Here is a 26,236-nt window from a genome sequence, read left to right on the forward strand (position 1 = left end):
ACGCCGCTCTCCGCACGTCGGCGGTTGGCGCGGTCACCCACCACCCCGAGCCAAGGAGATCCGATGCGAAAGATGCGAACGCCCTCCGCTCCGTGGCGCGCCGCGGCGGTCCTCGCCAGCGTGCTGCTCGTCGGCAGCGTGGCCGCCTGCGGCAACAGCGACACCGGCGGGGCAGCCGACGACGGCAAGATCACCCTGGGCTTCTCCCAGGTCGGTGCGGAGAGCGGCTGGCGTACCGCGAACACCACCTCCATCAAGGACTCCGCCGCCGCGGCCGGCATCGAGCTGAAGTTCGACGACGCGCAGCAGAAGCAGGAAAACCAGATCAAGGCGATCCGCAACTACATCCAGCAGAAGGTCGATGTGATCGCCTTCTCGCCGGTGGTGGAGTCGGGCTGGGACACCGTGCTCAAGGAAGCCAAGGACGCCGGCATCCCGGTGATCCTGACGGACCGCTCGGTCGACTCGGCCGACAAGTCCCTCTACAAGACCTTCATCGGCTCGGACTTCGTCAAGGAGGGCCGGCTCGCCGGGGAGTGGCTGGTCGAGCAGAAGAAGACCGCGTCCGGGCCGGTGAACATCGTCGAGTTGCAGGGCACCACCGGCGCGGCGCCGGCCAATGACCGCAAGCAGGGCTTCGCCGAGGCGATCGCCGCCAACCCGAACCTGAAGGTCGTCGCGTCCCAGTCGGGCGACTTCACCCGGGCCGGCGGCAAGCAGGTCATGGAGCAGTTCCTCAAGGCCAACCCGAAGATCGACGTGCTGTTCGCGCACAACGACGACATGGGCCTGGGCGCGCTGGAGGCGATCACCGCCGCCGGCAAGGTGCCCGGCAAGGACATCACCATCATCACGGTCGACGCCGTCAAGGACGGCATGCAGGCCCTCGCCGACGGCAAGTTCAACTTCATCGCGGAGTGCAGCCCACTGCTCGGCCCGCAGTTGATGGACCTGACGAAGAAGGTCCACGCGGGCGAGGAGGTGCCGGCTCGGATCGAGACCGAGGAGACCACCTTCACCTCTGAGCAGGCCAAGGAGGCACTGCCCAACCGCAAGTACTGATCGACGCCGGGGTCGCCGCGCTCGCGTGGCGGCCCCGCCTCGTCGCCAGGGCACGTCCACGTCGACAACCAGAAGAGGTCTGATGGGATGACGGATAGTCGTCCGGTCCTGACGATGACCGGGATCAGCAAGTCCTTCCCCGGGGTGCGCGCACTCCACGACGTCGACTTCCGGCTCCTCCCCGGCGAGGTGCACGCCCTGATGGGCGAGAACGGCGCCGGCAAGTCGACCCTCATCAAGGTCCTGACCGGCGTCTACGACACCGACGAGGGCGTGATCACCCTCGACGGCGAGCCGGTGTCCTTCACCGGGCCGATGCAGGCCACGGCCGCCGGGGTGAGCACCGTCTACCAGGAGGTCAACCTCTGCACCAACCTCTCGGTGGCGGAGAACATCTTCATCGGGCGCGAACCTCGCCGGCTCGGCGCGGTGCGCTGGGGCGAGGTCCGCCGCCGAGCCCGTGCCCTCCTGACCCGCCTCGACCTCGACCTGGACGTCAGCGCACCGCTCGGGACGTACTCCCTCGCCATTCAGCAGATGGTCGCCATCGCCCGCGCGATCGACATCCAGGCCCGGGTGCTGATCCTGGACGAGCCGACCTCCAGCCTCGACGCCGGTGAGGTCGCGCAGCTGTTCCGCATCATGCGCCAGCTCCGCGACGAGGGCATCGCGATCCTCTTCGTGACCCACTTCCTCGACCAGGTCTACGAGATCGCCGATCGGATCACCGTGCTGCGCAACGGCGGGCTCGTCGGCGAGTACCCGATCGCCGAGCTACCCCAGCTCACGCTGGTCGAGAAGATGATCGGCAAGGAACTCGACGTGCTCGAAAGCATCGAGGAGCACTCCCGGCGGGACGTGACGGCCCTGGAAGAGGGCACCCCGCTCCTTGCGGTGTCGGGCCTCGGCCGCTCCGGAGCGGTCGAGCCGTTCAGCCTCACCATCCACGCCGGGGAAGTGGTCGGCCTGGCTGGCCTGCTGGGCTCCGGGCGTACCGAGGTGGCCCGGCTGTTGTTCGGCGCCGACCGGGCCGACGGCGGACAGGTCACGGTGGACGGCACCACGAGCAGCCTCCGCACCCCCGCCCAGGCCATCGGCCACGGCATCGGCTTCTGCTCAGAGAACCGCCGCGCGGAGGGCATCGTCGCCGACCTGTCGGTGCGCGAGAACCTGATCCTCGCCATGCAGGCCGCCCGCGGCTGGCTGCGGCCCGTCCCGCGCCGCCGCCAGGACGAGCTGGTGGAGAAGTACATCAAGGCCCTCAGCATCCGGCCGTCCGACCCGGAGGTGCCGGTGCGCAATCTCTCCGGCGGCAACCAGCAGAAGGTGCTCCTGGCCCGGTGGCTGATCACCGAGCCGCGGCTGCTGATCCTCGACGAACCCACCCGGGGCATCGACATCGGCGCGAAGACCGAGATCCAGAAGCTCGTGACGCAGTTGTCCGACGGCGGCATGGCCGTGCTGTTCATCTCCGCCGAGCTGGAGGAGGTGCTGCGCCTCAGCCACAAGGTGGCCGTGATGCGTGACCGGCAACTGGTCGCGCAGCTCGCCAACGACGACAGCCTCGACGCCGACCGCATCATGCAGACCATCGCCAGCGGATCCCACCGGGAGGAGGCAGACCGATGAACGACACCATGGGCCGCTACCGGGCGCTGACCGCTCACCGGCTGTTCTGGCCCGCCGCCGTGCTGGTCGTCATGCTGGCCGCGAACACGATCTACCGGCCCGGGTTCCTGTCCATCGAGGTCACCGACGGGCACCTGTACGGCACGCCGATCGACATCCTGCGGCTGAGCGCGCCGCTGATCCTCGTGGCGCTGGGCATGACCGTGGTCATCTCGACCGGCGGCATCGACCTGTCGGTCGGCTCGCTGTGCGCGATCAGTGGCGCGATCGCCTGCATGTACATCAGCCAACAGCCCGACCAGAACAGCCTTCCCGTGGTGCTGACCGCGCTCGCGATGGCGCTCGGGGTCGCGCTCGTGCTCGGCGCCTGGAACGGGGTGCTGGTCGCGGTGATCGGTATCCAGCCGATCATCGCCACGCTGATCCTGATGGTGGCCGGCCGGGGGCTCGCGCAGCTGATCACCGAGGGCCAGATCATCACCATCAACTCCGGCCCGTACCGGGCGATCGGGCTGGGCCACGTGCTGACCCTGCCACTGGCCATCCTCATCGCGCTGGCGGCGGCCCTGCTCGTCGGCGCGTTCACACGCCGCACCGCGCTCGGCATGATCATCGAGTCGGTGGGCGGTAACGCCGAGGCCAGCCGGCTGGCCGGCATCCGCTCCGGCCGGGTCATCTTTCTCGCGTACGTGCTCAGCGCCGGCTGCGCCGCGATCGCCGGTTTCATGATGACGGCCAACGTCTCCAGCGCCGACGGCAACGCCGCCGGCCTCTGGGTGGAGCTCGACGCCATTCTCGCGGTCGTCATCGGCGGCACGTCCCTCGCGGGCGGCCGGTTCTTCCTCAGCGGCACGATCCTGGGCGCGCTGATCATCCAGACCCTGACCACCACGGTGTACGCCATGAACATCTCGCCGCAGACCGCGCTCTTGTTCAAAGCGGTCGTCGTCATCGCCGTCTGCCTCATCCAGGCCCCGGCCTTCCGGGCCCGCTTCACCCGCCGAAGGAGCGGCGCCCCGCCGCGCGGCGCCGTCGCCGACAAGCCGAAGGAGCAGGTGCCGGCATGACCACTGGATCACTCACCGCCCGTCGGCCCCGGATCCGGCTGCCACGGCGACAGGTACCCGTTCTGGCCACGCTCGCCCTGCTCCTGGTGATGTACGGCATCGGCGTGTCCCAGTACCAGGCGTTCTCCAACGTGCAGGTCATCTTCAACGTCTTCATCGACAACGGCTTCCTGCTCGTCGTCGCGGTGGGGATGACCTTCGTGATCCTCACCGGCGGCATCGACCTGTCGGTCGGGTCCGTCGTCGCCATGACGGCCATGGTGTCGGCCTCGCTGCTCCAGCAGGGCCTACCGGCGGCGCTCGTGCTCGTCATCGCGCTGCTGATCGGGCCGACGCTCGGCCTGCTGATGGGCTGCGCCATCCACTTCTTCGACATCCAGCCGTTCATCGTCACGCTCGCCGGGATGTTCTTCGCCCGGGGCATGTGCACGTTCATCTCCGGGTCGTCCATCCCGATCACCGACGGGTTCTGGACCAGGATGTCGCAGGAGCGGGTCGGCGATCCCCGGGGCAACTTCGTCTCGATCAGCGTGCTCATCGCCTTCGCCGTGGTCGCCGTCGCCGCTTACACGCTGGCCTACACCCGGCTGGGGCGCAACGTGTACGCCATCGGCGGTAACCCGCAGTCGGCGCTGCTGATGGGCCTGCCGGTGGGGCGTACCCGGATCGCCGTCTACACGATCAGTGGTCTCTGCTCCGCCATCGGCGGGATCCTGCTGTCGTTCTACACCCTCTCCGGTGCGCCCCTGATCGCCGTCGGCATGGAGTTGGACGTCATCGCCGCGGTCGTGATCGGCGGCACCGTGCTCACCGGTGGCTCGGGATACGTCCTCGGCACGGTGCTCGGCGTGCTGGTCCTGGGCGTGATCCAGACGCTCATCACCTTCGACGGGAGCCTCAACTCCTGGTGGACCAAGATCGTGATCGGGGGTCTGCTCTTCGCGTTCATCCTCCTTCAGCGCCTCATCGGAATCCGTTACAAGTGACCGCCCCTCTCGCGGAAGGCAACCCCATGGCACCACGCACCGAACCCGAGATCTGGTTCCTCACCGGCAGCCAGGGCATGTACGGCGAGGAGACGCTCCGGCAGGTGGCCGAGCAGTCCCGTCTGATCGCGGCCGTGCTCGACGACTCGCCGCAGATTCCCGCCCGGGTGGTCTGGAAGCCGGTCCTGACCAACAGCGGTGACATTCTGCGGGTCTGCCGCGATGCCGCCGCACAGGGCGCGATCGGGGTCGTTGCGTGGATGCACACCTTCTCCCCGGCGAAGATGTGGATCGCCGGCCTGGACGCGCTGCAGACGCCGCTGCTGCATCTGCACACCCAGGCCAACGTCCTGCTGCCGTGGGACGAGATCGACATGGACTTCATGAACCTGAACCAGGCCGCCCACGGCGACCGGGAGTTCGGGTACATCCAGACCCGCCTCGGTGTGGCCCGCAAGACCGTCGCGGGGCATGTCAGCGACCCGCGGGTGACGAGCCGCGTCGGGGCCTGGGCCCGGGCGGCAGTCGGCTGGTCGGCGATGCGTTCGTTGCGTCTGGCCCGCTTCGGCGACAACATGCGCGACGTCGCGGTGACCGAGGGCGACAAGGTCGAGGCGGAGCTGCGCTTCGGGGTCTCGGTCAACACCTACGGCGTCAACGACCTGGTCCAGGTGGTCGACGGGGTCGCCGACACCCAGGTGGACGACCTGGTCAAGGAGTACGACGACAGCTACCGCATCGTCCCCGAGCTGCGTCCCGGGGGTGAGCGGCACGACTCGCTGCGGTACGCCGCCCGCCTGGAGATTGGCATGCGCGCCTTCCTCGACGAGGGCGGGTTCCGGGCGTTCACCACCAACTTCGAGGATCTCGGCGGCCTGCGTCAGTTGCCCGGCATCGCCGTGCAGCGGCTGATGGCGGACGGCTACGGCTTCGGCGGCGAGGGTGACTGGAAGACCTCCGTCCTGGTCCACACCCTCAAGGCAATGTCGGTCGGCCTGGACGGCGGCACGTCGTTCATGGAGGACTACACCTACGACCTCACCCCGGGCGAGGAGTTGGTGCTCGGTGCCCACATGCTCGAGGTCTGCCCGACGATCGCGGCGGGCGTGCCCGACGTGGAGATCCACGCGCTGAACATCGGCGGACGGGAGGACCCGGTCCGGCTCGTGTTCGACGCCGCTCCCGGTCCGGCGGTGGTGCTCGGGCTGGCCGACATGGGGGAGCGTTTCCGGCTGGTGGCCAACGAGATCGATGTGGTGTCTCCGCCGCAGCCGTTGCGGCGGCTGCCGGTGGCCCGGGCCGTCTGGCGTCCACGACCGCACCTGCCCGGGTCGGCCGAGGCGTGGATCACCGCGGGCGCGCCGCACCACACGGTGCTGTCGCAGGCGGTGGGCGTGGAGGAGTTGCACGACTTGGCCGAGATGAGCCGGACCGAACTCGTGGTCATCGACGCCGACACCGAGCCCCGCCGTTTCGCCAACGAGATCCGCTGGAACCAGGCGTACTACCGGCTGGCCCGCGGCTTCTGACCTCGCGGCCCGCGCATCCATGACGGATGGCCCGTCCCTGCCTTCGCCGGGCGGGTAGGGATCGGGCCACCCCGCGTCGGCGACGGAATGCCCTCCCGGTGGAAGGAGTCCGAGCTGCCATGCCGTACCACGAGAACGTCGCCGCCCGCGTCCCGCATGCTCCGCCGTCCCGGCTCGGCCGCGCCGGGACGACGAGGGCTGTTGGCGTAGGCTGTCGGCAATCAGCGCTGGTCACCAGGGATTCAGCACCGGTTCGGTGGGTGAGCCGGAGGATCGGGGCCTGGGCCGCCCCGGTCGACGTCGGCGGGCCGCAGCTTCGACGTCGTGGGCGGGGGGAGTGACATGGCCGTGCACGGTCCGGCGATGACGGACGTCGCTCGTCTGGCCGGTGTCTCCCACCAGACGGTGTCGCGGGTGCTCAACGGGCACCCCAACGTGCGTGAGCAGACCCGGCTGCGGGTGCGGGCGGCGATCGCCGAGCTCGGTTACCGGCCCAACGGTGCGGCGCGTGCGTTGGTGACCGGCCGGTCGCAGGTCATCGGCGTGGTCGCACAGAACACGACGTTGTACGGTCCGGCGTCGTTGCTGGCCGCGTTGGAGCAGACCGCCGCGGAAGAGGGTTTCGCGGTCAGTGTGGGCAGTGTGCGGGACCTGGACCACCGTTCCATCTCGGCCGCGGTGGAGCGGCACCTGTCGCACCGGGTCGCTGGCATCGTCGTCATCGCACCGGTCGAGTCGGCCGGTGAGGCTCTGGAACGTCTGCCCAAGGACGTCCCGTTGGTCACCGTCGACGGTGATCCGCGCCGGCCGGTGCCGTTGGTGACGGTCGACCAGGCGGCTGGTGCCCGGGCGGCGACCCAGCACCTGCTCGATGCCGGGCACCGCACGGTCTGGCACGTGTCGGGGCCGTCCGACTGGTTCGACAGCGTCGGTCGGATCGAGGGCTGGCGGGAGGCATTGGCGGCAGCAGGGGCGGAGCTCCCACCGCTGATGCCGGGGGACTGGTCCGCGGCCTCGGGATACCGGTGCGGGCAGATGTTGGCGCGGATGCCTGAGGTCACCGCGATCTTCACCGCCAACGACCATCTCGCGCTGGGCGTGCTGCGGGCGTTGCACGAGTTCGGTCGGCGTGTGCCGGACGAGATCAGCGTGGTCGGCTTCGACGACGTGCCGGAGGCGGCGTACTTCATCCCGCCGCTGACCACCGTCCGGCCGGACTTCGACGCGGTGGCTCGGGCGAGTCTTCAGCTGTTGCTGACCCAGATCGAGACGGGCACCGGAGGGGCGCTGCGGCAGACCATCGCCCCGACCCTGGTCGCCCGCGACAGCGTCGCCGCGCCGCCCCGCCGCTGACGGCTCCCGCTCCTGCCGCCCAGCCCCGCCGGGCGGCTCCGGTCCGGAGTGGAGGGAGCGCGAGCGGCCTCGCTCGCCGGGTGGCTTCCGTTACGAGACTGTGGCGCCGGGATTTCCGAGAAGGTGTTGACGTGTGCTGTGTGAGCGCTAACACTACCCGAAAGGTGACAGCTTGCCCCGGCGGTCGGCGGGGAGTCCGGAGAGGAGAAACCCGTGCGCAGGAAATTCCTGGTTGCTCTCGGCGGCGCGGTGTTGGCGCTGAGCCTGGCGGCGTGCAGTGGCGAGGGTGCTGGCAGCGGCGGTGACACCAGCGAAGAGAAGCCCGGCGACCTGACCATCGGTGTCTCGATGCCGACCCAGACCTCGGAGCGGTGGATCGCCGACGGCAAAGCGGTGAAGGAGAAGCTGGAGGCGAAGGGCTACAAGGTCGACCTCCAGTACGCGGGCGACGACATCCCGACCCAGTCGCAGCAGGTCGACCAGATGATCACCCAGGGCGCGGACGTCCTGGTCATCGCGGCGATCGATGGCACGGCGCTCAGCGGCCAGTTGCAGGCCGCGGCCGACGCGAAGATCCCGGTCATCGCCTATGACCGGTTGATCCGCGGCAGCAAGAACGTCGACTTCTACGTCAGCTTCGACAACTACAAGGTCGGCGTCGCCCAGGGCACCGGTCTGCTGGTCGGTCTCGGTCTGCTGAACAAGGACGGCTCGAAGGGCACGGCGAAGGGCCCGTTCAACATCGAACTCTTCGCCGGGTCGCTGGATGACAACAACACCCAGTACTTCTTCGGCGGTGCCATGGACACGCTGAAGCCGTTCATCGACGCCGGCACCCTGAAGGTGAAGTCGCGCCAGACAACCGCCGAGCAGGTGGCGACCCTGCGGTGGCAGCAGGAGACCGCGCAGAAGCGGATGGAGGACCTGCTCACCTCCAGCTACAACGACGGCTCGCGGGTCGACGGCGTCCTGTCGCCGTACGACGGCATCTCCCGGGGCATCATCACCGCCCTGCAGAACGCCGGCTACGGCAAGGCGGGTAAGAAGCTCCCGGCGGTGACCGGCCAGGACGCCGAGATCGCCTCGATCAAGCTGATCAACGACGGCGTGCAGACCTGCACCGTCTTCAAGGACACCCGTCTGCTGGCCGAGCAGGCCGTGAACGCTTCCGAGGCGTTCCTGCAGGACAAGCAGCCGCAGGCCAACGACACGCAGACGTACAACAACGGCGTGAAGGTCGTGCCGTCGTACCTGCTGCCGATCGCGACCGTCTACAAGGACGACATCAAGACCGCGCTCATCGACTCGGGCTACTGGACGGCCGAAGAGGTCGCCGCCGGTCAGGCCAAGAACTGACCGTCCGCCGGGCTCGGCGGCCACCGCCGAGCCCGGCGCCACGGAGTACCGCGTCCGTACCTGACAGAGGACAGTGAGCATGGACGACACCATCCTCGAGATGCGCCGCATCACGAAGACCTTCCCCGGGGTGACCGCGCTGGAGGACGTCACCCTCGCGGTGCGCCGGGGCGAGATCCACGCCATCTGTGGTGAGAACGGCGCTGGCAAGTCGACCCTGATGAAGGTGCTGTCCGGCGTCCACCCGTCCGGCTCGTACGACGGCGAGATCCTGTTCGACGGCAAGCCGATGCAGTTTCGCGGCATCCGGGACAGCGAGGCCAACGGCATCGTCATCATCCATCAGGAACTCGCCCTGGTGCCGTACCTGTCGATCGCCGAGAACCTCTTCCTCGGCAACGAACGTCGCGGCCGCAGCGGGCTCATCGACTGGAACCGGGCCAACGCCGAGGCGGCCGAGTTGCTGGCGTCCGTCGGGTTGCACGAGAACCCCGTCACCCCGGTCATCCAGCTCGGCGTGGGCAAGCAGCAGCTGGTGGAGATCGCCAAGGCGTTGTCGAAGAAGGTGCGCCTGCTCATCCTGGACGAGCCGACCGCCGCCCTCAACGACGTCGACTCGGCTCACCTGCTCGACCTGTTGCGACAGCTCAAGGACCAGGGGATCACCTGCATCATGATCTCCCACAAGCTCAACGAGATCACCGCGATCGCCGACTCGACCACGGTCATCCGGGACGGGCGCGCGGTGGAGACCCTCGACATGCGAGCCGACGACGTGACCCAGCAACGGATCATCCGGGGCATGGTCGGGCGCGACCTGGACAGCTTCTACCCGGACCGGGAGTCGTCACCCGGCGAGGAGGTGCTCCGGATCGAGGACTGGACGGTGCGGCACCCGACCCAGGACCGGATGGTCGTCGAGGGCGTCGGCCTGTCCGTACGGGCCGGTGAGGTCGTCGGCGTCGCGGGGCTGATGGGGGCCGGGCGGACGGAGCTGGCGATGAGCGTGTTCGGCCGGTCCTACGGCCGCGACATCAAAGGCCGGCTGTTCGTGCACGGGCGGGAGATCAGCGCCCGTACCGTCGCGGAGGCGATCGACAACGGCATCGCCTACGTCACCGAGGACCGCAAGCGGTTCGGCCTGAACCTTATCGACGACGTCCGGCGCAACGTCTCCGCCGCCGCCCTCGACCGGCTGGCCCGGCTGGGCTGGGTGAACGGCAACGAGGAGATCAAGGTCGCCGAGGCGAGCCGGCGGGAGATGAACATCAAGACGCCCAGCGTCATGGCCGTCGTCGGCAAGCTCTCCGGCGGCAACCAGCAGAAGGTCGTGCTGTCGAGGTGGCTCTTCACCGACCCGGACGTGCTGATCCTGGACGAACCGACACGCGGGATCGACGTCGGAGCCAAGTACGAGATCTACACGATCATCAATCGGCTGGTGGCCGAGGGCAAGGCGGTGATCATCATCTCCTCCGAGCTGCCGGAGCTGCTCGGGATGTGTGACCGCATCTACACCCTCGCCGCGGGCCGGATCACCGGTGAGAAGCCGGTGGGCGAGGCGACCCAGGAGAGCCTCATGGAGCTGATGACCAAGGACAAGGAGTTCGTGGGATGACCAGCATCAAGACCCCCTCGACGGAGCGCCCGACACCCCCGGACGGCGCGCCGGCCGCCGCCCTGCACACCGGGACGAGCGACCTGCGGGCACTGGTGCTGAACAACCTGCGGCAGAGCGGCATCTACGTCGCCCTGGTCGTCATCGTCGCGCTCTTCGCGATCCTGACCGACGGGGTGTCGCTGAGCCCCGGGAACATCACCAACATCGTCCTGCAGTACTCGTACATCCTGGTGCTCGCGATCGGGATGGTCATCCTGATCATCGGCGGGCACATCGACCTGTCGGTGGGGTCGGTGGTCGCGCTGACCGGAGCGGTCTCCGCCGTCCTGGTGATCCAGCAGGGCTACCCGTGGTGGGTCGGCATCCTGGCCGCACTGGCCGTCGGCGTCGCGGTCGGCGCCTGGCACGGCTTCTGGGTCGCGTACGCCGGCATCCCGGCCTTCATCGTGACCCTGGCCGGGATGCTGCTGTTCCGTGGCCTCACCCTGCGGGTGCTCGACAACATCTCGCTGTCGCCGTTCCCGGCCGAGTACCAGCGCGTCGCGGCGGGATTCCTCAACGGACTGCTCGGCGGGCAGGGCTACGACGCCTTCACGCTGCTGATCGGCGCCGTAGCCGTGGCCGGGTACGCGGTGAGCGGCTTCCGCACCCGCGTCGCGCGCATCCGCTACCAGCAGCCCGTCGAGTCGTTCCCGCTGTTCGTCGCCCGGGTCGCCGTGGTCGGCGCGGTCATCATGTACTTCGCCTGGCAGTTGGCGCACGCCCGTGGGCTCCCGATCGTGCTGATCGTCCTGGCGGTCCTCGTCCTGGTCTACGGCCTGCTCACCCGGCGTACCGTCTTCGGTCGCCAGGTCTACGCGATCGGCGGCAACCTCTCGGCGGCGGCGCTCTCCGGAGTGAAGGTCCGCACCGTCAACTTCTGGATGTTCGTCAACATGGGCTTCCTCGCGGCGGTCGCTGGCGTCATCTACTCCTCGCGGTCCAACGGCGCTCAGCCCGCCGCCGGCAACATGTTCGAGCTGGACGCGATTGCCGCGGCGTTCATCGGTGGCGCGGCGGTCACCGGCGGGGTGGGCACGGTGGTGGGCGCGATGGTCGGTGGTCTGATCATGGCGGTGATGAGCAACGGCATGCAGCTGATGGGCGTCGACCAGTCGACGCAGTCGGTGGTGAAGGGGCTCGTCCTGCTCGTCGCCGTGGCCTTCGACGTCTACAACAAGCGACGCGCCGGCGCGGCCCGCTGACGGCGGGACGGCGCGTGCCGTCGCGCCTCTGGGGCTGAACCCGTCCCTGCGCCCTCCTGTCGAGCTGCCCCACATCTGGGGCAGCTCGACAGCGTTTCAGGGAGGTCCTCCGGTCCGGTGGGTGAGGGCCGTTATCCAAGATCGGTCACCAGGCGGGCAGGTAAGCGGGCCGATTCGGTCACCGGGTCGGGTCGTCGAATCGCCGGATGTCAGGTCGTAACGCCGAGGCGCGCGTCCGACCCGGGCACAACCCGGGCACCGGAGCGACCCCTGTGAGTCTCGCCACATCGATGCGCCGGTGTTAGACAGGACCCAGACAAAGCGGTGCCAGCGGAGGAGGTGCGGAATGCAGGCTCAGGAGCGGCGGCATCGGATCCTGGAGCTGGTCCGCGCCGAGGGCCAGGTGCTGGTCGCCAAGCTCGCCGTCGAGCTGGTCGCGGCTCCCGAGACCATTCGTCGGGACCTGCGGGTTCTCGAGGAACACGGGCTTGTGCGGCGTACTCACGGGGGTGCCTACCCGGTGGAGAGCGCGGGCTTCGAGAGCAGCCTGGCGGTGCGGACGACCCGGCGGGTGCATGACAAGCGCCGGATCGCCGCGGCTGCCGTCGGTCTGCTCCAGGACGCGGAGACGGTGTTCATCGACGAGGGCTTCACCCCTCAGTTGATCGCCGAGGCGCTGCCCCGGGACCGGCGGCTGACCGTGATCACCGCGTCGCTGATCACGGCCGCTGGCCTGGCCACCGCCCCGGCGGTGACCGTCCTGCTGCTCGGCGGCAGGGTCCGCGGCCGGACACTGGCCACGGTGGACCACTGGGCCGGTGACATGCTGGCCGGCTTCGTCATCGACCTGGCCTTCGTCGGCGCCAACGGGATCAGCCGCGAGCACGGGCTGACCACACCCGATCCCGCCGTGGCCCACGTCAAGTCACGTGCCATGCGGGCGGCCCGGCGCAGCATCTTCGTCGGCCTGCACACCAAGTTCGGCGCGAGCAGCTTCTGTCGCTTCGCGGAGATCGCCGATCTGGAGGCCATCGTCACCGACGCCCACCTCGGTGCCGCCGAGGCGCACCGGTACTCCGTTCTGGGGCCGCAGGTTATCCGGGTCTGACCCCGACCGAAAAACCACACCGCCATCACCCGACCGCCATCTGGGAGGTTCGTTGTGCCTCATCGTGCCCGAACAATCGCCGTCGCCGTCCTGGCGGCCGCCTCCACCGTCCTGGCAACCGCCGGCTGTAGCGGCGCCGGTGGCGGAGGTGACGCCGGTGGCGCAAAGACGATCAACGTCCTCATGGTCAACAACCCGCAGATGATGGACATCCAGAAGCTGACCGCGGACAACTTCACCAAGCGGACCGGCATCACGGTCAACTACACGGTGCTGCCGGAGAACGACGTCCGCGACAAGATCAGTCAGGAGTTCTCCAGCCAGGCCGGCCAGTACGACGTCGCCACCATCAGCAACTTCGAGGTGCCGTTCTACGCGAAGAACGGTTGGCTGACCCCGCTGGACGACCACGTCGCCAAGGACAGCGCGTTCAACCAGGCCGATATCCTGCCGCCGATGACCGCGTCGCTGACCGCGGCCGACGGCAAGCTGTACGCGGAGCCGTTCTACGGCGAGTCCTCCTTCCTCATGTATCGGAAGGACGTGTTCGCCGCCAAGGGCCTGACGATGCCCGAGAAGCCGACCTGGCAGCAGGTCGCCGACCTGGCCGCGAAGGCCGACGGGGCACAGCCCGGCATGAAGGGCATCTGCCTGCGGGGCCAGCCGGGTTGGGGCCAGCTCTTCGCGCCGCTGACCACGGTGGTGAACACCTTCGGCGGGACCTGGTTCACCAAGGACTGGCAGGCTCAGGTCAACTCCCCGGAGTTCACCCAGGCCACCAAGTTCTACGTGGACCTCGTGCGTAAGCACGGTGAGGCTGGCGCGCCGCAGGCCGGCTTCACCGAGTGCCTGAACAACTTCATCCAAGGCAAGGTCGCCATGTGGTACGACGCCACCTCCGCTGCCGGTTCCATCGAGGCCAGCTCCTCGCCGGTCGCCGGCAAGGCCGGGTACGCCCTGGCTCCGGTGAACCGGACAGCCAGCTCCGGCTGGCTCTACACCTGGGCCTGGGGCATCCAGAAGGCCAGCAAGAACGCGGACAACGCGTGGAAGTTCATCTCCTGGGCGTCCAGCTCCGAGTACGAGCAGTTGGTCGGCAGCCAGCTTGGCTGGGCCAAGGTGCCGGACGGCAAGCGGGCCTCGTTGTACGCCAACCCGCAGTACCAGCAGGCGGCGGCCGCCTTCTACAAGGTGACCGAGCAGGCCATCACCACCGCCGACCCGAGCAACCCGGGAGTGCAGCCGCGGCCGGCACCCGGCATCCAGTTCGTCGGCATCCCGGAGTTCACCGACCTCGGCACCCAGGTCTCCCAGGGCGTCAGCTCGGCGATCGCCGGCCGGACCTCCGTCGAACAGGCGCTCGCCGACGGGCAACGGCTCGCCGAGCAGGTCGCCGAGAAGTACCGCGGCAAGTAACCGTCGGGTGGTGCCGGTCCCGCCGTGCGGGACCGGCGCCACCGTAGAGGAGGAGGCAGCGATGAGCGCTGTTGACCTACGGGCCACGACCGCGACCGGGACCACAACGGCCCCCGGCTCGTCCGACGGGCGGCGGCAGTGGCGGCGGCAGCAGTGGATCCGTCGGGCACCACTGTTGCCGGCCCTGATCTTCACGATCGTGGTGACCCAGTTGCCGTTCGTGGCGACGCTGGTCATCTCGTTCCTGAACTGGAACTCGCTCTATCCCGACGAGCGGCGGTTCACCGGTCTGGACAACTACGCGGCGGTCGCCTCAGACCGGGTGCTGCGCAATTCGGTGGTGACCACCGTCCTGCTCACCGTCCTGGTAGTGATCATCAGCCTGCTGATCGGGTTGGGGCTGGCGCTGCTGCTCGATCGGTCCTTCCCGGGGCGCAGCATCGTGCGGACCCTGATGATCGCCCCGTTCCTGGTGGTGCCGGTCGCCGCGGCACTGCTGTGGAAACACGCCCTTTACAACCCGGAGTACGGCCTGTTCAACGGGATGATCGCCGTCGTCGCGAACTGGTTCGGGGTGACCGCCCCGCAACCGGACTGGATCTCGAACTTCCCGCTGCCGGCGGTGGTCGCCTCGCTGGTCTGGCAGTGGACGCCGTTCATGATGCTGATCCTGCTGGCCGGCCTGCAGAGCCGTCCGCTGGACGCCCTCGAGGCGGCCCGGGTCGACGGCGCCGGGGCCTGGCAGGTGTTCCGCTACGTGACCCTGCCCCACCTGCGCCGCTACCTCGAACTGGGTGCGCTGCTCGGCTCGATCTACATCGTGCAGAACTTCGACGCCGTCTTCACCATCACCTCGGGTGGTCTCGGTACCGCCAACCTGCCGTACACCATCTACACCACCTTCTACCAGGCACACGACTACGGCCGTGCCTCGGCGGCCGGCGTGATCGTGGTGATCGGCTCGATGATCATCGCCACCTTCGCGCTGCGGGTGGTGCTGTCTATGTTCCGGGAGGAGACGAAGCGATGACTGCCCCTGCTGTCGCCAGGGCGAGGCCGCGCAGCCGCAGCGGCCCGCTGCTCGGCCTGCTCGCCTGGCTGCTCGGCCTGCTGTTCTTCGCGCCGGTCGGCTGGATGGTGCTGACCTCGTTGCACAGCGAGTCGGACGCCGCCCGCAACCCGCCGGCCTTCACCGCGCCGCTGACCCTCGACGGATACCGCGAGTTCTTCGGCGCCTCCAGCGGCGCGAGCCCGTGGCCGCCGATGCTCAACTCGGTCACCGCCAGCGTCGTGTCGACCCTCATCGTGCTCGCGCTGGCCATCCCGGCGGCGTACGCGCTCGCCGTGAAACCCGTCCGCAAGTGGACGGACGTGCTGTTCTTCTTCCTGTCCACCAAGATGCTGCCGGTGGTCGCCGCGCTGCTGCCGATCTACCTGATCGCCCAGACCGTCGGTCTGCTGGACAACATCTGGTTGCTGGTCATCCTCTACACCTCGATGAACCTGCCGATCGCGGTCTGGATGATGCGGTCGTTCCTGGCGGAGGTGCCGGTCGAGATCCTGGAGGCCGCGGCGCTCGACGGCGCCCGGCTGCCGGCCATCCTGCGTCGGGTCATCCTGCCGGTCACCGCCCCCGGGATCGCCGCGACCGCCCTCATCTGCTTCATCTTCAGCTGGAACGAGATGCTGTTCGCCCGTGTGCTGACCGGCGTCGTGGCCGGCACCGCACCGGTCTTCCTCACCAGCTTCGTCACCAGCCAGGGCCTCTTCCTCGCCCAGGTGTGCGCCGCCGCGACCGTCATCTCGCTGCCGGTGCTCGCGGCCGGGTTCGCCGCTCAGGACAAACTCGTGCAGGGACTGTCGTTGGGAGCCGTCAAGTGAGAGCCGCTGTGATCACCGCGCCGGGCAAGGTCGAGGTCACCACCGTCGAGGATCCCACCCCGGGTCGCCGCGAGGTTGTCGTGCGCGTCGCCGCCTGTGGCCTCTGCGGGACGGACCTGCACATCCTGCAGGGCGAGTTCGCGCCCACCCTGCCGGTCGTGCCCGGGCACGAGTTCGCCGGCGAGGTGGCGGCGGTCGGCGCCGACGTCACCGAACTGGCGGTGGGCGACCGGGTCGCGGTCGACCCCTCCCTCTACTGCCACGAATGCCACTACTGCCGGCTCGGGCGGAGCAACCTCTGTGAGCGGTGGGCCGCGATCGGGGTGACCGTCGCCGGCGGCGCCGCCGAGTACGCCGTGGCGCCGGTCGCCAACTGCGTCCGGCTGCCTGATCACGTCCGCACCGAGGACGCGGCCCTGATCGAGCCGCTGTCCTGCGCGGTGCGTGGCTACGACGTGCTGCGCTCCCAACTCGGCTCGCACGTGCTCATCTACGGGTCCGGCACGATGGGGCTGATGATGCTCGAACTCGCCAAGCGCACCGGTGCGGCCAGCGTGGACGTGGTGGACATCAACCCGGAGCGCCTCACCACCGCCCGTTCCCTCGGCGTCTCCCGTACCGCCGCCGGCCCGGACGAGCTCGACCAGCCGCGCGGCTGGGACCTCGTGGTCGACGCCACCGGCAACGTCGCCGCCATCCAGGACGGCCTCACCCGGGTCGGCAAGGGCGGCACGTTCCTCCAGTTCGGTGTCGCCGACTACGCCGCCCGCGCCGTCATCGAGCCGTACCGGATCTACAACCAGGAGATCACCATCACCGGGTCGATGGCCGTTCTGCACAGTTTCGAACGGGCCGCGGATTTGTTCGCGCAGGGCGTGCTCGACCCGGATGTGTTCATCAGCGACCGCCTGAGCCTGGAGCGCTACCCCGAGGCGCTGGACCGTTTCGCCGCCGGCTCCGGCCGCAAGATCCAGGTTCGCCCGTAGGCCCCCGGAGTCCGACGGGCGTCGATCCCGCTGCGCCGCCAACAGCGCAGCGGGATCGACGGATCACTGTCGAGTGGCGGCAACTCCGCACGACCACCGGGCCCGGTGTCAATCGACGTGGCCGGGTTGATCGCTGCTCGTGGCCATCTCCTGCCGGCCAGCCGACGACGGGTTCGCTGTGGCGCGCAGGGTGATCGACTCGTCGGTGTGGTCGACCGTGAAGAGCGTTCCCGCCGGGAAGGCCGCCAACGTCTCCGGCGGCAACTGGATCGTGCCGTCCCCGGCTACCACGGCGAAGTCCCGGCCGTCCCGGCCCTCGGCGCCCACCCGACCGTCGCGGATGGTGACCGCTCGGCCCAGCCGGGCACCGACGTCACCGTCGTGGGTCACCACGACCACCGTCGTCCCCCGCTCGGAGTTGATGGTGGCCAGCGCCGCGAGCACCTCGTCCCGGCCGGCCCCGTCGAGCTGGCTGGTCGGCTCGTCGACGAGGAGCAGCCCAGGCCCGGCGGCGAGCCCCTGCGCCAGTGCGGCCCGCTGACGCTGCCCCGGGGTCAGATCGCCGACGCGCCGCGCGCCGGCATCGGCGAGACCCACGAGGTCCAGGATCGCCTCCGGCGGGTCCAACCGGCGCCCAGCGAGGCGGGCCGCGGGTCGCTGGGCCAACCAGATGTTGCGCGACAGCGACACGTACGGCAGCAGGTTGCGTTCGGCGCCCTGCAACACCGTGCCCACCGTGGTCCCGCGCAGGGCGGCCAGGGCGGTCGTGGAGAGCCGGGACAGGTCGTGCTCGCCCACGTACACCCGCCCGGCGCTGGGTTGCATGAGCCCGCCGAAGATCGCCACCAGAGTGGACTTGCCGGAGCCGGACGGGCCGACCAGCGCCAGCATCTCGCCGGCGGAGATCTGCAGGTCCACGCCGGAGAGCGCGACCACGTCACCGGTGCCGGTCGAGTAGATGTGGATCAGCCGGTGGCAGGTGACCGCTACGCCCCCTGCGGGCACCTCGGCGGTCATTGGCCGGTCCGGCGGCGAACCGAGGCGGCGACGATCCGGCCGAGCACCGCCGCGGTGACGGCGAAGAACGCCACCGTGGGCACCGTGAACAGCAGCAGCCGGCCGACGTCCGGCCAGTCGGGCAGCGGGACGGGCGATCGGCCGTCACTGAACAGGCGTTGCCCGTCCCGAGTGAGGAGCCAGATCACCAGGGTGGCGAGGCCACCCGACACGGTGGCGATGACGACCGGCCAGCCGTAGCCGCCACGGACGGCGCGCGGGGCCAGCCCCTGCCGCCGGAGCGCCACCAGCATCGCGACCCGGTTGCGCTGTTCGGCCGCTGCCATCGCGATGAGGCCGGCCGCCCCGATCAGGACCCCGGCCAGCGCGGCGAACAGGTTGAAGCGCAACGCCAAGGCCGCACCCTGCCGGTCGAAATCCTGTCGTACGCCGGCGATCGTCCGGTCGTCCTTGATGACCAGACCCTCCGCGCGAAGCCGGTCGAGGATGTCGGCGGGAGCCGTCGGGGCCAGCCAGACCTCCTCGACGCCGGTCTGGCCGGCGACGGCGAGCCGGTCGGCGTACTCCAGGTCAACGATCAGGCCGGATCCCCCGAGCCGGGGCAGCCGGTCCGCCAGGCCCTCGACCGACGCCTGCGTCGGCGACCCGTCGACCCCCTCGTACTGGTGAGGCCGGCCCAAGGGCGTCCCGTTCGACCGGGTCAGCCAACCGGGCAGCGGGAACGGCGAATCGACCACGCTGATGCCGGCCGGCCTCACTCGCCGGTTCTCCACCAAGCCAAGGACCAGCGCCGCGTCCGGCCCGCTCGTGGCGTCGAGAAACGTGTCATCCGGGTCGGTCAGCCGCCACCGATTCAGGTCGGCGAACTCCGCACCGGTCAGCAGAACCGTCTCGCCGTCGCCATTGCCGCTGCGCAACTCCTCGAACCGGACCTTCAGTTGCCGGGATACCACCGGAGCGACGATCTCGACATTGACCAGGCGGCATTCCTGCACGCACTCGGGCACCTGTATGACGTAATCGCGGCGGCCGGGCTCGATGTCATCGCGAGCAACGACCACTCGGCTGCCGTTCCTGTTGGAGACCGTGACCGCGAGGCGGACCCGATTCCCGGCAAAGGCCGCCGCGTCGAGGTCGGTGGAGATCACCACGGTGAGCAGACGCCCTCGCAGGTGTAGCGGTGCTCCGGGTGGGTCCGGGCGGATCGTTCGCGCGATGTCCGCCAGATCCGCGCCATAGGAGGCATGCGGTACGGCCACCGTCGCCAGCCGGTCGGAGTCGACGGCGAGTACCGGTGTGCCGGCCTCGGAGGCCGCGTTCGTCACGACCGCGGCCATCGCGGAGCGACCCTCGGGGTCGGCCGCCCGGACGGACGCCAACAGGTGCGACCGCGAGGATGCCTTGACCTCGACCACGCGGGGAGCCCCGACCTCGACGGTTGCCCGATCCGCGTAGGCGGCCGACGCGACCTCGCTCGTCGCGGCGGTGAAGGCGAGCATCGCGACAACGACCGTGAGCAGCGCCATCAGGGGCCGGAAGCGTGGTTGCCGCGCCACCTGCACGAGGGCGAGGCCGACGCTTGTCCGGCCTCGCGCCAGCAGCGCAGCGCCTACCGCCGCTCCGGCGATCATGGCGACCCGCGCCAGCAGGACGCCCGCGGCGAGCGCGCCCACAACCGGTGCCACCAGGGCCAGGCCGGTGGGCGATCCGCCGAGGCGCAACTGCACCACGGCGGCCACGGCGACGGCCACCGCGACGACGTCACCGACGCTTGCCCGCCACCCCCGCACCCGCGCCGGCACCCGGCGCAGCAGGTCGACGACCGGTGCGGACATGGTCCGCGCCTGAGCCAGCAGCACCGCGGCGAGCGCGCCAACGGCACCGACGGCGGCGTAGCCGACCGCGGTCGCGTCCAATGTGACGTCGGCCTGGGCGGGCAGGGTGTGCGTGGCGAGCAGTTTGGCAGCGGCCAGGCCGCCCAGGCAGCCCAGGGGGATCGCGACCAACACGGGTACGGCGTGCTCGCCGACCGCCAGGGCCCACCGTCGCCGGCGCTGCACCCCGTGCAGCAGGAGCAGGCCCTGCTCTGGCCGGCGCTCGTCGGCCGCCGAACTGATCGCCACGAACAACACCAGCCAGCAGAGCAGGACGAGCAGCCCGGCACCCAGTGTCACGCCAGCGGCCAACTGCCCGCGCTGCAGGGTGACGCGATCAAGCAGGCTCGGCAGAGAGGTGCCGGCACCGAAGCCCTGCCGGCTCCCGTCGCGCGTCACCGTCGCGACGGTCGACCGCAGGTCCTGCACCGACCCCGTGACCACCAGTTGTCTGCTGACGAAGAGGTCGGCCGTCGATCGGTACAGGATGGCCTTGTCGTCGGCCAGGGGCGAGGACTCCGCCGTGAAGATCGCGTCGAGGGCGCTGCCCACGGTCGACGTGGAGGCCGGGCCGGGTGCGGGTGGCCGTAGGTACTCCTCACCCAGCCAGAACGGGTCGGTCGCGTCGAGCGGCCGGTAGACGCCGGCCACCCGTACCGGAACGGCGCCGAAGGTGAACTGGCCGCCGGTGGCGACACCCAGATGTGCTGCGGTGTGCGTGCTGACCATCACCTCGGGGAGCCGGCCCCGCGAGGTGGACCGGGGGCACGCGCCGGCCACGGCGACCCGTTCGCAGACCCCCGCTCGGAAGATCAGGTTCGAGGTGACCGTCCCGGCCGGGCCGGTGGCGACGCCACCGCTCTGCGCACCGAGGACGACCTCGAACCCGGCTGGCGCGAGTCGCTCGACCTGAGCGCCGAACACGCTTCCGGCCGGGTCGCCCGGCATCCCCGGGTACTCCGTGGGGGCGACGAGCCGCAGCCGTAGCTCGTTCGGATCGGCTGTGGAGAGTTCGTACCGGGCGAGGGCCTGCCCGGCCGCGGCCACGTAGCTCACCGCGGCTGCGGCGGCGGCACTGGCGAGCACCGCGAGCAGGAGCACCGCCAGGGCTTGTGCCCGGCGGGCCGCAAGTGCTCCCCCGATGACGGCCAGCATTGAGGCTCACGCTATCGACCGGCCGGCCTGCACACCGCCCCGCGGACGCGCATCGATACCGAGCGGTTACCTACCGCGATCTTCTCCACCGCGCACGACCTGCGCCCGCCCCTCGGCGAGGTGGAGTTCCGCCTCGCAGGAGGCGGCCACCTCCGCGTCGTGGGTGGCGAACACGACCGCCGCACCCCGCCGGGCCTCGTCGTGCAGCAGATCCAGCACCCGCTGTCGGTTGCCCGCGTCCAGCTCGCTGGTCACCTCGTCGGCCAGCAGCACGCCGCCGCGCAGCGCCAGGCCGCGGGCGATGGCCGTGCGCTGCTGCTGGCCGCCGGACAGCTCCTCGACCAACTGGTCGGCCTGCCCGGCGAGGCCCAGTTGGGCCAGCGTCGCGGCGGTCTGCCGGCGCGCCTCGGGCGGTGCCACGCCGCCGGCGACGAGGGCCACCTGCACGTTCTCGGCGGCGGTCAGGATCGGGGCCAGCCCGTTGTCCTGCGGGATGAGGACGATCCGGTGGTCCACCGCGTGGTCACGGTCGCGTAGTTGCTGCCCGTCGACGCTCACCGCGCCGTCGCGCGGCCGCAGCAGCCCCGCCATCGCGTTGAGCAGGGTGGTCTTGCCCGCGCCCGACGAGCCGGTCAACGCCAGCACCCGACCCGGGCGGACCGTCACCGAGACACCCCGGAGGACGGCTGGCGCATCGCCGTACCCGAGAGACACCCCTTGGATGGTCAGCATGTGCAACCGCCCCCTCCGGTACCGGCGTCCGCAGAATGCCACGCCCGGCCGGGACCGCACAATCCTCATCGATCGTCGCGCCGTCATGTAGAAAACTTTCGATGTCGTGGTTGACTTCGATGGTTTGTGACACAACAATCACCGTCAATATAGATGCACATCTCTTTTCTCCGCAGGCCGCGCACTACCAGGGCCGGCCGGTGACGGCGGTGTCCGCCGTGCCGCTGGCCAACCGCGAACCCGACGGGGTGCGGGTCGCCGTGGTCGACGAAACCCGCACCGAGAGTGAGGTCACGATGAGACACGGTCGACGATGGGCCGGCGGCGCCGCCGCGGCCCTGCTGATGGTCACGGGCCTGGTCGGGGCGGCGCCCAGCGCCGCCGCCGCGGCCGACGCCCCCACGCTCACCGCCGCGGTGACCGCCAAACTGCTCAGCTCGGTCGAGCTGTCCACCGCTGGCGCGGAACGAGACACCCGGGTCACCGTCAGCCGCAGCAGCGGCCGGTGGGCGTTCGGCACCGCCGTCGCCCTCGCACCCCGACAGGAGGACGCCCACCCGACCGGGTCGATCTTCATCGCCCGGGCCGACCCCGCCGGGTGGCGGGTCGCCTTCGACGGTGAGGCCGCCTTCGGTGAACTGGCCGCCCAGTCGCCCCTGGTGACGGGTCCGGAGAGAAGCGCGCTCACCACCGCTCCGACCCCGATGTACGCGGGCGGGGACTACCGGACCGGGATGGCGCTGCCGTTCGCGGTGGGCCAGACGTGGACGCTCACCGGCGGCCCGCACGGCTGGGGTGGCAGCGCGCCGTACAGCTCGGTCGACCTGGCCGGCGGCGACCAGGTGGTCCGCGCGGCCCGGGCCGGCGCGGCGTACACGATGTGTCAGGGGTGGATCCGGGTCATCCACGACCGGGGCTACTCGACCGACTACTACCACCTGTGGAACAGCATCTCCGTCGACGGCGCCAGCGTCGGTCAGGGCGCCTTCCTGGGCAACACCGGCACCGACGTCACTTGCGGCGGATCCGCCACCGGCCGCCACGTCCACTTCGGCCTGCGGCAGAACAGCGCCTACGTGCCGATCGCCGGCCACGACATCGGCAAGTGGGTGCTGGCCAACGGCGCCGCCGCCTACCAGGGTGGGGCGCGACACGGGTCGGCCTGGGCCGGGGTCGGCTCCGGCCTCTACAACTACGGCGCACTCGGCCTCACCCAGGCGGTGGTCGACGCGAACGGCGGTGGGGCACTGACCCGTCGAGCCGGGCCGGGGACCGGTTACGGGGCGGTCGGCTCGCTGGCTGACGGTGTCACCGTCTCCGTCTCCTGCTCCGCCAACGGCACCTCCCACACCGGGCGGTACGGCTCCACGGCGCTCTGGGACCGGTTGAGCGACGGCAGTTGGGTGTCCGACGCCTACCTCTGGACCGGTGCGAACGCTCCGATCAACGGCTGGTGCTGACGAGCTCGACCGCCGAGCCGGCGGGCCGCCGGCCGCCGGCCGCCCGACCCCCTTCGTCGCAAGGAGTGGCAATGACCGTACGAACCTCCCGCCGGGGCCGGCTCCTGCTCGGCGGCCTGCTCACCCTGACCACCGCCCTGGCCGGTCCCGTCGTGGCCATGTCACCGGCGGCTGCCGCCCCGACCGGTACGCCGGCGTCGGCCGGCCCGCTGGCCGCCGCGTTCGACACCGCCGCCGCCCGGTACGACGTCCCGCGCGACCTGCTGGTGGCGCTGGGGTACGCCGAGTCGCGCCTGGACATGCACTCCGGTGCGCCGAGCGCGGCCGGTGGCCACGGGCTCATGCACCTGGCGAGCAACACACAGGTGCACACCCTGGAGGAGGCGGCGACGCTCACCCGGCTCACCCGGGCAGCGCTGCGCGCCGAACCCGCCGCGAACGTCCTCGGGGCGGCCGCCGTGCTGCGCTCGTACGCCGACCAGGCCGGCCTCACCGCCGCTGCCCGCGACGACGTGAACGGCTGGTACGGACCGGTCGCCCGGTACGGCGGCGCAAGCGACGCGTCGGTGGCGCGGCTCTACGCGGACACCGTCTACGACCTGCTGCGCGACGGGTTCACCTCGACGCGCGGCGAGGCGGTGGCCGGGCGGCCGGTCGCACCCCGGCGGGGCGGCCTGGAGCGGGCCGGCGTGCTCGGCGGGTTCGGCACCCTCAGCACCGACTACGGGCCGGCCGCGTGGGCACCGGCCAGCACGAGCAACTACACCGTGGCCAGTCGACCGGGCAGCCACCCGGTCACCCGCATCGTCATCCACATGACGCAGGGCTCCTACGCCGGCGCGGTCAGCTGGTTCCAGAACCCGGCCGCCCAGGCCAGCGCCCACTACACCTTCCGCTCCTCCCACGGCGCCGTCACCCAGTCGGTGCGGGAGAAGGACATCGCCTGGCACGCCGGCAACTGGACCTACAACACCCAGTCGATCGGCATCGAACACGAGGGGTACGTCGACAACCCCGCCTGGTTCACCGATGCGATGTACCGCGCCTCCGCGACGCTCACCCGTAGCCTCGCCACCAAGTACGGCATACCCAAGGACCGGGCGCACATCATCGCGCACGCCGAGGTGCCCGGCGCCACCCACACCGACCCGGGCCCGAACTGGAACTGGACCTACTACCTGCAACTGGTGAACGGAACCACCGGCATCGGCTCCGGCACGGTGAACACCGAGGCGTCCAGCCTCAACGTGCGTTCCGGCCCGGGCGCCAGCTATCCGGTCGTCGGCTCGGTCGCCGACGGCGCCACCGTCGCCATCTACTGCCAGGCCGTCGGCAGCACGGTCACCGGCCCGTACGGCACGACCTCCGTGTGGAACCGGATCGGCACCAACCGCTACGTCTCCGATGCCTACCTGCTGACCGGCTACGACGGATACATCCCGACCGTGCCGCGCTGCTGACGGCGCGGCACCCGTCAACCGAAGAGCAGGTCGAGGTGGGCATCCAACGCCGCCACGGCCTGCTCGGCGGTGTACTGCCCACCGAGCAGATAGACGCCCAACCCCTCCATCAGTGCCAGCAGGCCGGCCGCGGCGGCATCGGCGTTTCGGCGGGGCAGGATGCTGGCGATGAACTCGGTCAGCTGCGCGGTGTCCTCGCGCAGGCTGGCCGCGGCGGCCGGTCGTACCGCGGTGTAGGCGAAGAACGCCAGCGCCACGCTCCCGTCGTCGCGGGTCCGCTCATCGAGCGGCAGCAGCGCGGCGATCATCGTGCGCAGCAGCAGCCGAGGGGAGGGGTCCGCGCCCAGTCGCGCCATCGCCTCGGCGATCCGGATCTCACCGCGCTCGCGGACCACGGCCAACGCGAACGCCATCATCTCGTCCTTGGTGCGGAAGTAGTGCTGGACCATCCCGGCGGACACACCGGCCTCGGCAGCCACGTGACGGAGGCTGACGGCCTCCAGGCCCTGGTCCGCGGCGACCCGCATCAACGCGTCCGCGATGAGGGTGCGTCGCTCCTGGTGATCGACCTTCTTGGGCATGACCTCGATCGTTTCACAGTGGGTGGCCTGGAAGCCCCGCCGGCGGTCGGCGGCTAACGGCTGACGGTTCCGGTGGCGGGGATGCCCCGCGCGCTGCGCAGGAGGCCGTCCGGATCGTCGGCGTACAACCGCAGCTCGTTCATCGGCTCGGACCCGACCTTCGGCAGGTCGAAGCTCGTCGGGTGGCGCAACAGGACGTCGATGCTCGTCTGGCTGCCGACCGAGATGGACACCACCCGGCGGTCCCCCTCCTGCTCGACCTGCACCGACTTGCTGGACGGCAGCGAGCGGTAACGCTTGCGCAGGGCCTCGATGTCCGTCCACGGGATCCAGATGTCGATGCCGGAATTCAGCCGCACCCGCAGGCCCGTGTCACCCACCACGTGAGGGTTGATCGTCATGCTCGCGAAGAGGCCGACCATCCAGAGCAGACCCCAGACGCCGAGCGCGAGCACGATCCAGCGGGCCGGCCCCCACGGCACCACGTTGGTGACGATGAGGTCGAAGATCGGAATCTCCACGATCGACAGGCCGATGAAGATGCCGAGAATCGGCTTGACCACGCCCAGGTAGCCGAACGGCTCGTCACCCGGCGCCAGCGGCAGCGGCCTGCGCCGCGCCCACAGGTACAGGTTGCGCCACATGGCGGCTTCCAGCTTGGCCACCCGGCGCAGCAGCGGGCCCACCTTCGCCCTGGTGGGGGTCTTCATGTCGGTCAT

21 protein-coding genes are annotated in these 26,236 nt (G+C 70.2%); 16 read left to right on the forward strand and 5 right to left on the reverse strand.

Going from position 1 to position 26,236, the window contains the following annotated elements:
* Positions 1-63 precede the first annotated feature (63 nt).
* The 14 genes from ABZV00_RS29995 (at position 64) to ABZV00_RS30060 (ending at position 17,238) form a co-directional block, all read left to right on the forward strand.
* Positions 64-1,062, forward strand: coding sequence for an ABC transporter substrate-binding protein (locus tag ABZV00_RS29995; protein WP_355612281.1), 999 nt, complete (start codon positions 64-66; stop codon positions 1,060-1,062).
* 87 nt (positions 1,063-1,149) lie between these two features.
* Positions 1,150-2,691, forward strand: a complete 1,542-nt coding sequence (locus ABZV00_RS30000) for a sugar ABC transporter ATP-binding protein (RefSeq protein WP_355612284.1) — start codon at positions 1,150-1,152, stop codon at positions 2,689-2,691.
* Positions 2,688-3,758: an ABC transporter permease gene (locus ABZV00_RS30005; protein WP_355612287.1), complete on the forward strand. Its 1,071-nt coding sequence runs from the start codon at positions 2,688-2,690 to the stop codon at positions 3,756-3,758. Before ABZV00_RS30000 ends, ABZV00_RS30005 begins: the two co-directional genes overlap by 4 nt.
* Positions 3,755-4,744: a galactofuranose ABC transporter, permease protein YjfF gene (gene yjfF, locus ABZV00_RS30010; RefSeq protein WP_328425387.1), complete on the forward strand. Its 990-nt coding sequence runs from the start codon at positions 3,755-3,757 to the stop codon at positions 4,742-4,744. The genes ABZV00_RS30005 and yjfF overlap by 4 nt, the downstream gene beginning before the upstream one ends.
* 26 nt (positions 4,745-4,770) lie before the next feature.
* Positions 4,771-6,273, forward strand: a complete 1,503-nt coding sequence (gene araA / locus ABZV00_RS30015; RefSeq protein WP_355612291.1) for an L-arabinose isomerase — start codon at positions 4,771-4,773, stop codon at positions 6,271-6,273.
* Between the two features lie 363 nt (positions 6,274-6,636).
* Positions 6,637-7,626 (forward strand): LacI family DNA-binding transcriptional regulator, encoded by a 990-nt coding sequence (locus ABZV00_RS30020; RefSeq protein ID WP_328425391.1) that lies wholly within the window; start codon positions 6,637-6,639, stop codon positions 7,624-7,626.
* 213 nt (positions 7,627-7,839) lie between these two features.
* Positions 7,840-8,982, forward strand: coding sequence for a multiple monosaccharide ABC transporter substrate-binding protein (chvE, locus tag ABZV00_RS30025; RefSeq protein WP_355612294.1), 1,143 nt, complete (start codon positions 7,840-7,842; stop codon positions 8,980-8,982).
* 79 nt (positions 8,983-9,061) lie between these two features.
* Positions 9,062-10,600 (forward strand): multiple monosaccharide ABC transporter ATP-binding protein, encoded by a 1,539-nt coding sequence (gene mmsA, locus ABZV00_RS30030; protein WP_355612297.1) that lies wholly within the window; start codon positions 9,062-9,064, stop codon positions 10,598-10,600.
* Positions 10,597-11,847 carry a multiple monosaccharide ABC transporter permease gene (gene mmsB, locus ABZV00_RS30035; RefSeq protein ID WP_355612300.1) on the forward strand — a complete coding sequence of 417 codons (1,251 nt, stop codon included), beginning with the start codon at positions 10,597-10,599 and terminating at the stop codon, positions 11,845-11,847. Before mmsA ends, mmsB begins: the two co-directional genes overlap by 4 nt.
* 346 nt (positions 11,848-12,193) lie before the next feature.
* Positions 12,194-12,955 carry a DeoR/GlpR family DNA-binding transcription regulator gene (locus ABZV00_RS30040; RefSeq protein WP_328425398.1) on the forward strand — a complete coding sequence of 254 codons (762 nt, stop codon included), beginning with the start codon at positions 12,194-12,196 and terminating at the stop codon, positions 12,953-12,955.
* Between the two features lie 54 nt (positions 12,956-13,009).
* Positions 13,010-14,371 carry a sugar ABC transporter substrate-binding protein gene (locus ABZV00_RS30045; RefSeq protein ID WP_328425400.1) on the forward strand — a complete coding sequence of 454 codons (1,362 nt, stop codon included), beginning with the start codon at positions 13,010-13,012 and terminating at the stop codon, positions 14,369-14,371.
* Between the two features lie 61 nt (positions 14,372-14,432).
* The gene (locus ABZV00_RS30050) at positions 14,433-15,401 is read left to right on the forward strand and encodes a sugar ABC transporter permease (protein WP_355612303.1); all 969 of its coding nucleotides are present in this window, start codon (positions 14,433-14,435) and stop codon (positions 15,399-15,401) included.
* The gene (locus ABZV00_RS30055) at positions 15,398-16,252 is read left to right on the forward strand and encodes a carbohydrate ABC transporter permease (RefSeq protein ID WP_328425404.1); all 855 of its coding nucleotides are present in this window, start codon (positions 15,398-15,400) and stop codon (positions 16,250-16,252) included. Before ABZV00_RS30050 ends, ABZV00_RS30055 begins: the two co-directional genes overlap by 4 nt.
* Positions 16,249-17,238 carry a zinc-dependent alcohol dehydrogenase family protein gene (locus ABZV00_RS30060; protein WP_355612306.1) on the forward strand — a complete coding sequence of 330 codons (990 nt, stop codon included), beginning with the start codon at positions 16,249-16,251 and terminating at the stop codon, positions 17,236-17,238. The genes ABZV00_RS30055 and ABZV00_RS30060 overlap by 4 nt, the downstream gene beginning before the upstream one ends.
* Before the next feature lie 108 nt (positions 17,239-17,346).
* Here ABZV00_RS30060 and ABZV00_RS30065 read toward each other — a convergent pair whose 3' ends face one another.
* From ABZV00_RS30065 to ABZV00_RS30075, 3 genes are all read right to left on the reverse strand, one after another.
* On the reverse strand, positions 17,347-18,255 hold the full coding sequence (locus ABZV00_RS30065) for an ATP-binding cassette domain-containing protein (RefSeq protein ID WP_355612309.1): 909 nt from the start codon (positions 18,253-18,255) through the stop codon (positions 17,347-17,349).
* Complete coding sequence (locus ABZV00_RS30070; RefSeq protein ID WP_355612312.1) at positions 18,252-21,284, reverse strand: FtsX-like permease family protein; 3,033 nt, start codon at positions 21,282-21,284, stop codon at positions 18,252-18,254. Before ABZV00_RS30070 ends, ABZV00_RS30065 begins: the two co-directional genes overlap by 4 nt.
* Before the next feature lie 66 nt (positions 21,285-21,350).
* The gene (locus ABZV00_RS30075; RefSeq protein ID WP_355612315.1) at positions 21,351-22,016 is read right to left on the reverse strand and encodes an ATP-binding cassette domain-containing protein; all 666 of its coding nucleotides are present in this window, start codon (positions 22,014-22,016) and stop codon (positions 21,351-21,353) included.
* A 200-nt stretch (positions 22,017-22,216) separates the two neighbouring features.
* Here ABZV00_RS30075 and ABZV00_RS30080 point away from each other — a divergent pair, with 200 nt between their 5' ends.
* Both ABZV00_RS30080 and ABZV00_RS30085 read left to right on the forward strand, forming a co-directional pair.
* Entirely contained in the window at positions 22,217-23,476 is a 1,260-nt protein-coding gene (locus ABZV00_RS30080) for a peptidoglycan DD-metalloendopeptidase family protein (protein ID WP_355612318.1), read from the forward strand.
* 71 nt (positions 23,477-23,547) lie between these two features.
* The gene (locus tag ABZV00_RS30085) at positions 23,548-24,936 is read left to right on the forward strand and encodes an N-acetylmuramoyl-L-alanine amidase (RefSeq protein WP_355612321.1); all 1,389 of its coding nucleotides are present in this window, start codon (positions 23,548-23,550) and stop codon (positions 24,934-24,936) included.
* Between the two features lie 14 nt (positions 24,937-24,950).
* Here the strand turns inward: ABZV00_RS30085 and ABZV00_RS30090 are convergent, their stop codons facing one another.
* Positions 24,951-25,517, reverse strand: coding sequence for a TetR family transcriptional regulator C-terminal domain-containing protein (locus ABZV00_RS30090; protein WP_355612323.1), 567 nt, complete (start codon positions 25,515-25,517; stop codon positions 24,951-24,953).
* Positions 25,518-25,570: 53 nt separating this feature from the next.
* Positions 25,571-26,236 carry a hypothetical protein gene (locus ABZV00_RS30095; RefSeq protein WP_355612325.1) on the reverse strand — a complete coding sequence of 222 codons (666 nt, stop codon included), beginning with the start codon at positions 26,234-26,236 and terminating at the stop codon, positions 25,571-25,573.

Origin of the sequence: Micromonospora sp. NPDC005173 (genome assembly GCF_040608515.1) — a bacterium.
In the GTDB taxonomy this organism is placed as follows: Bacteria; Actinomycetota; Actinomycetes; order Mycobacteriales; family Micromonosporaceae; genus Micromonospora.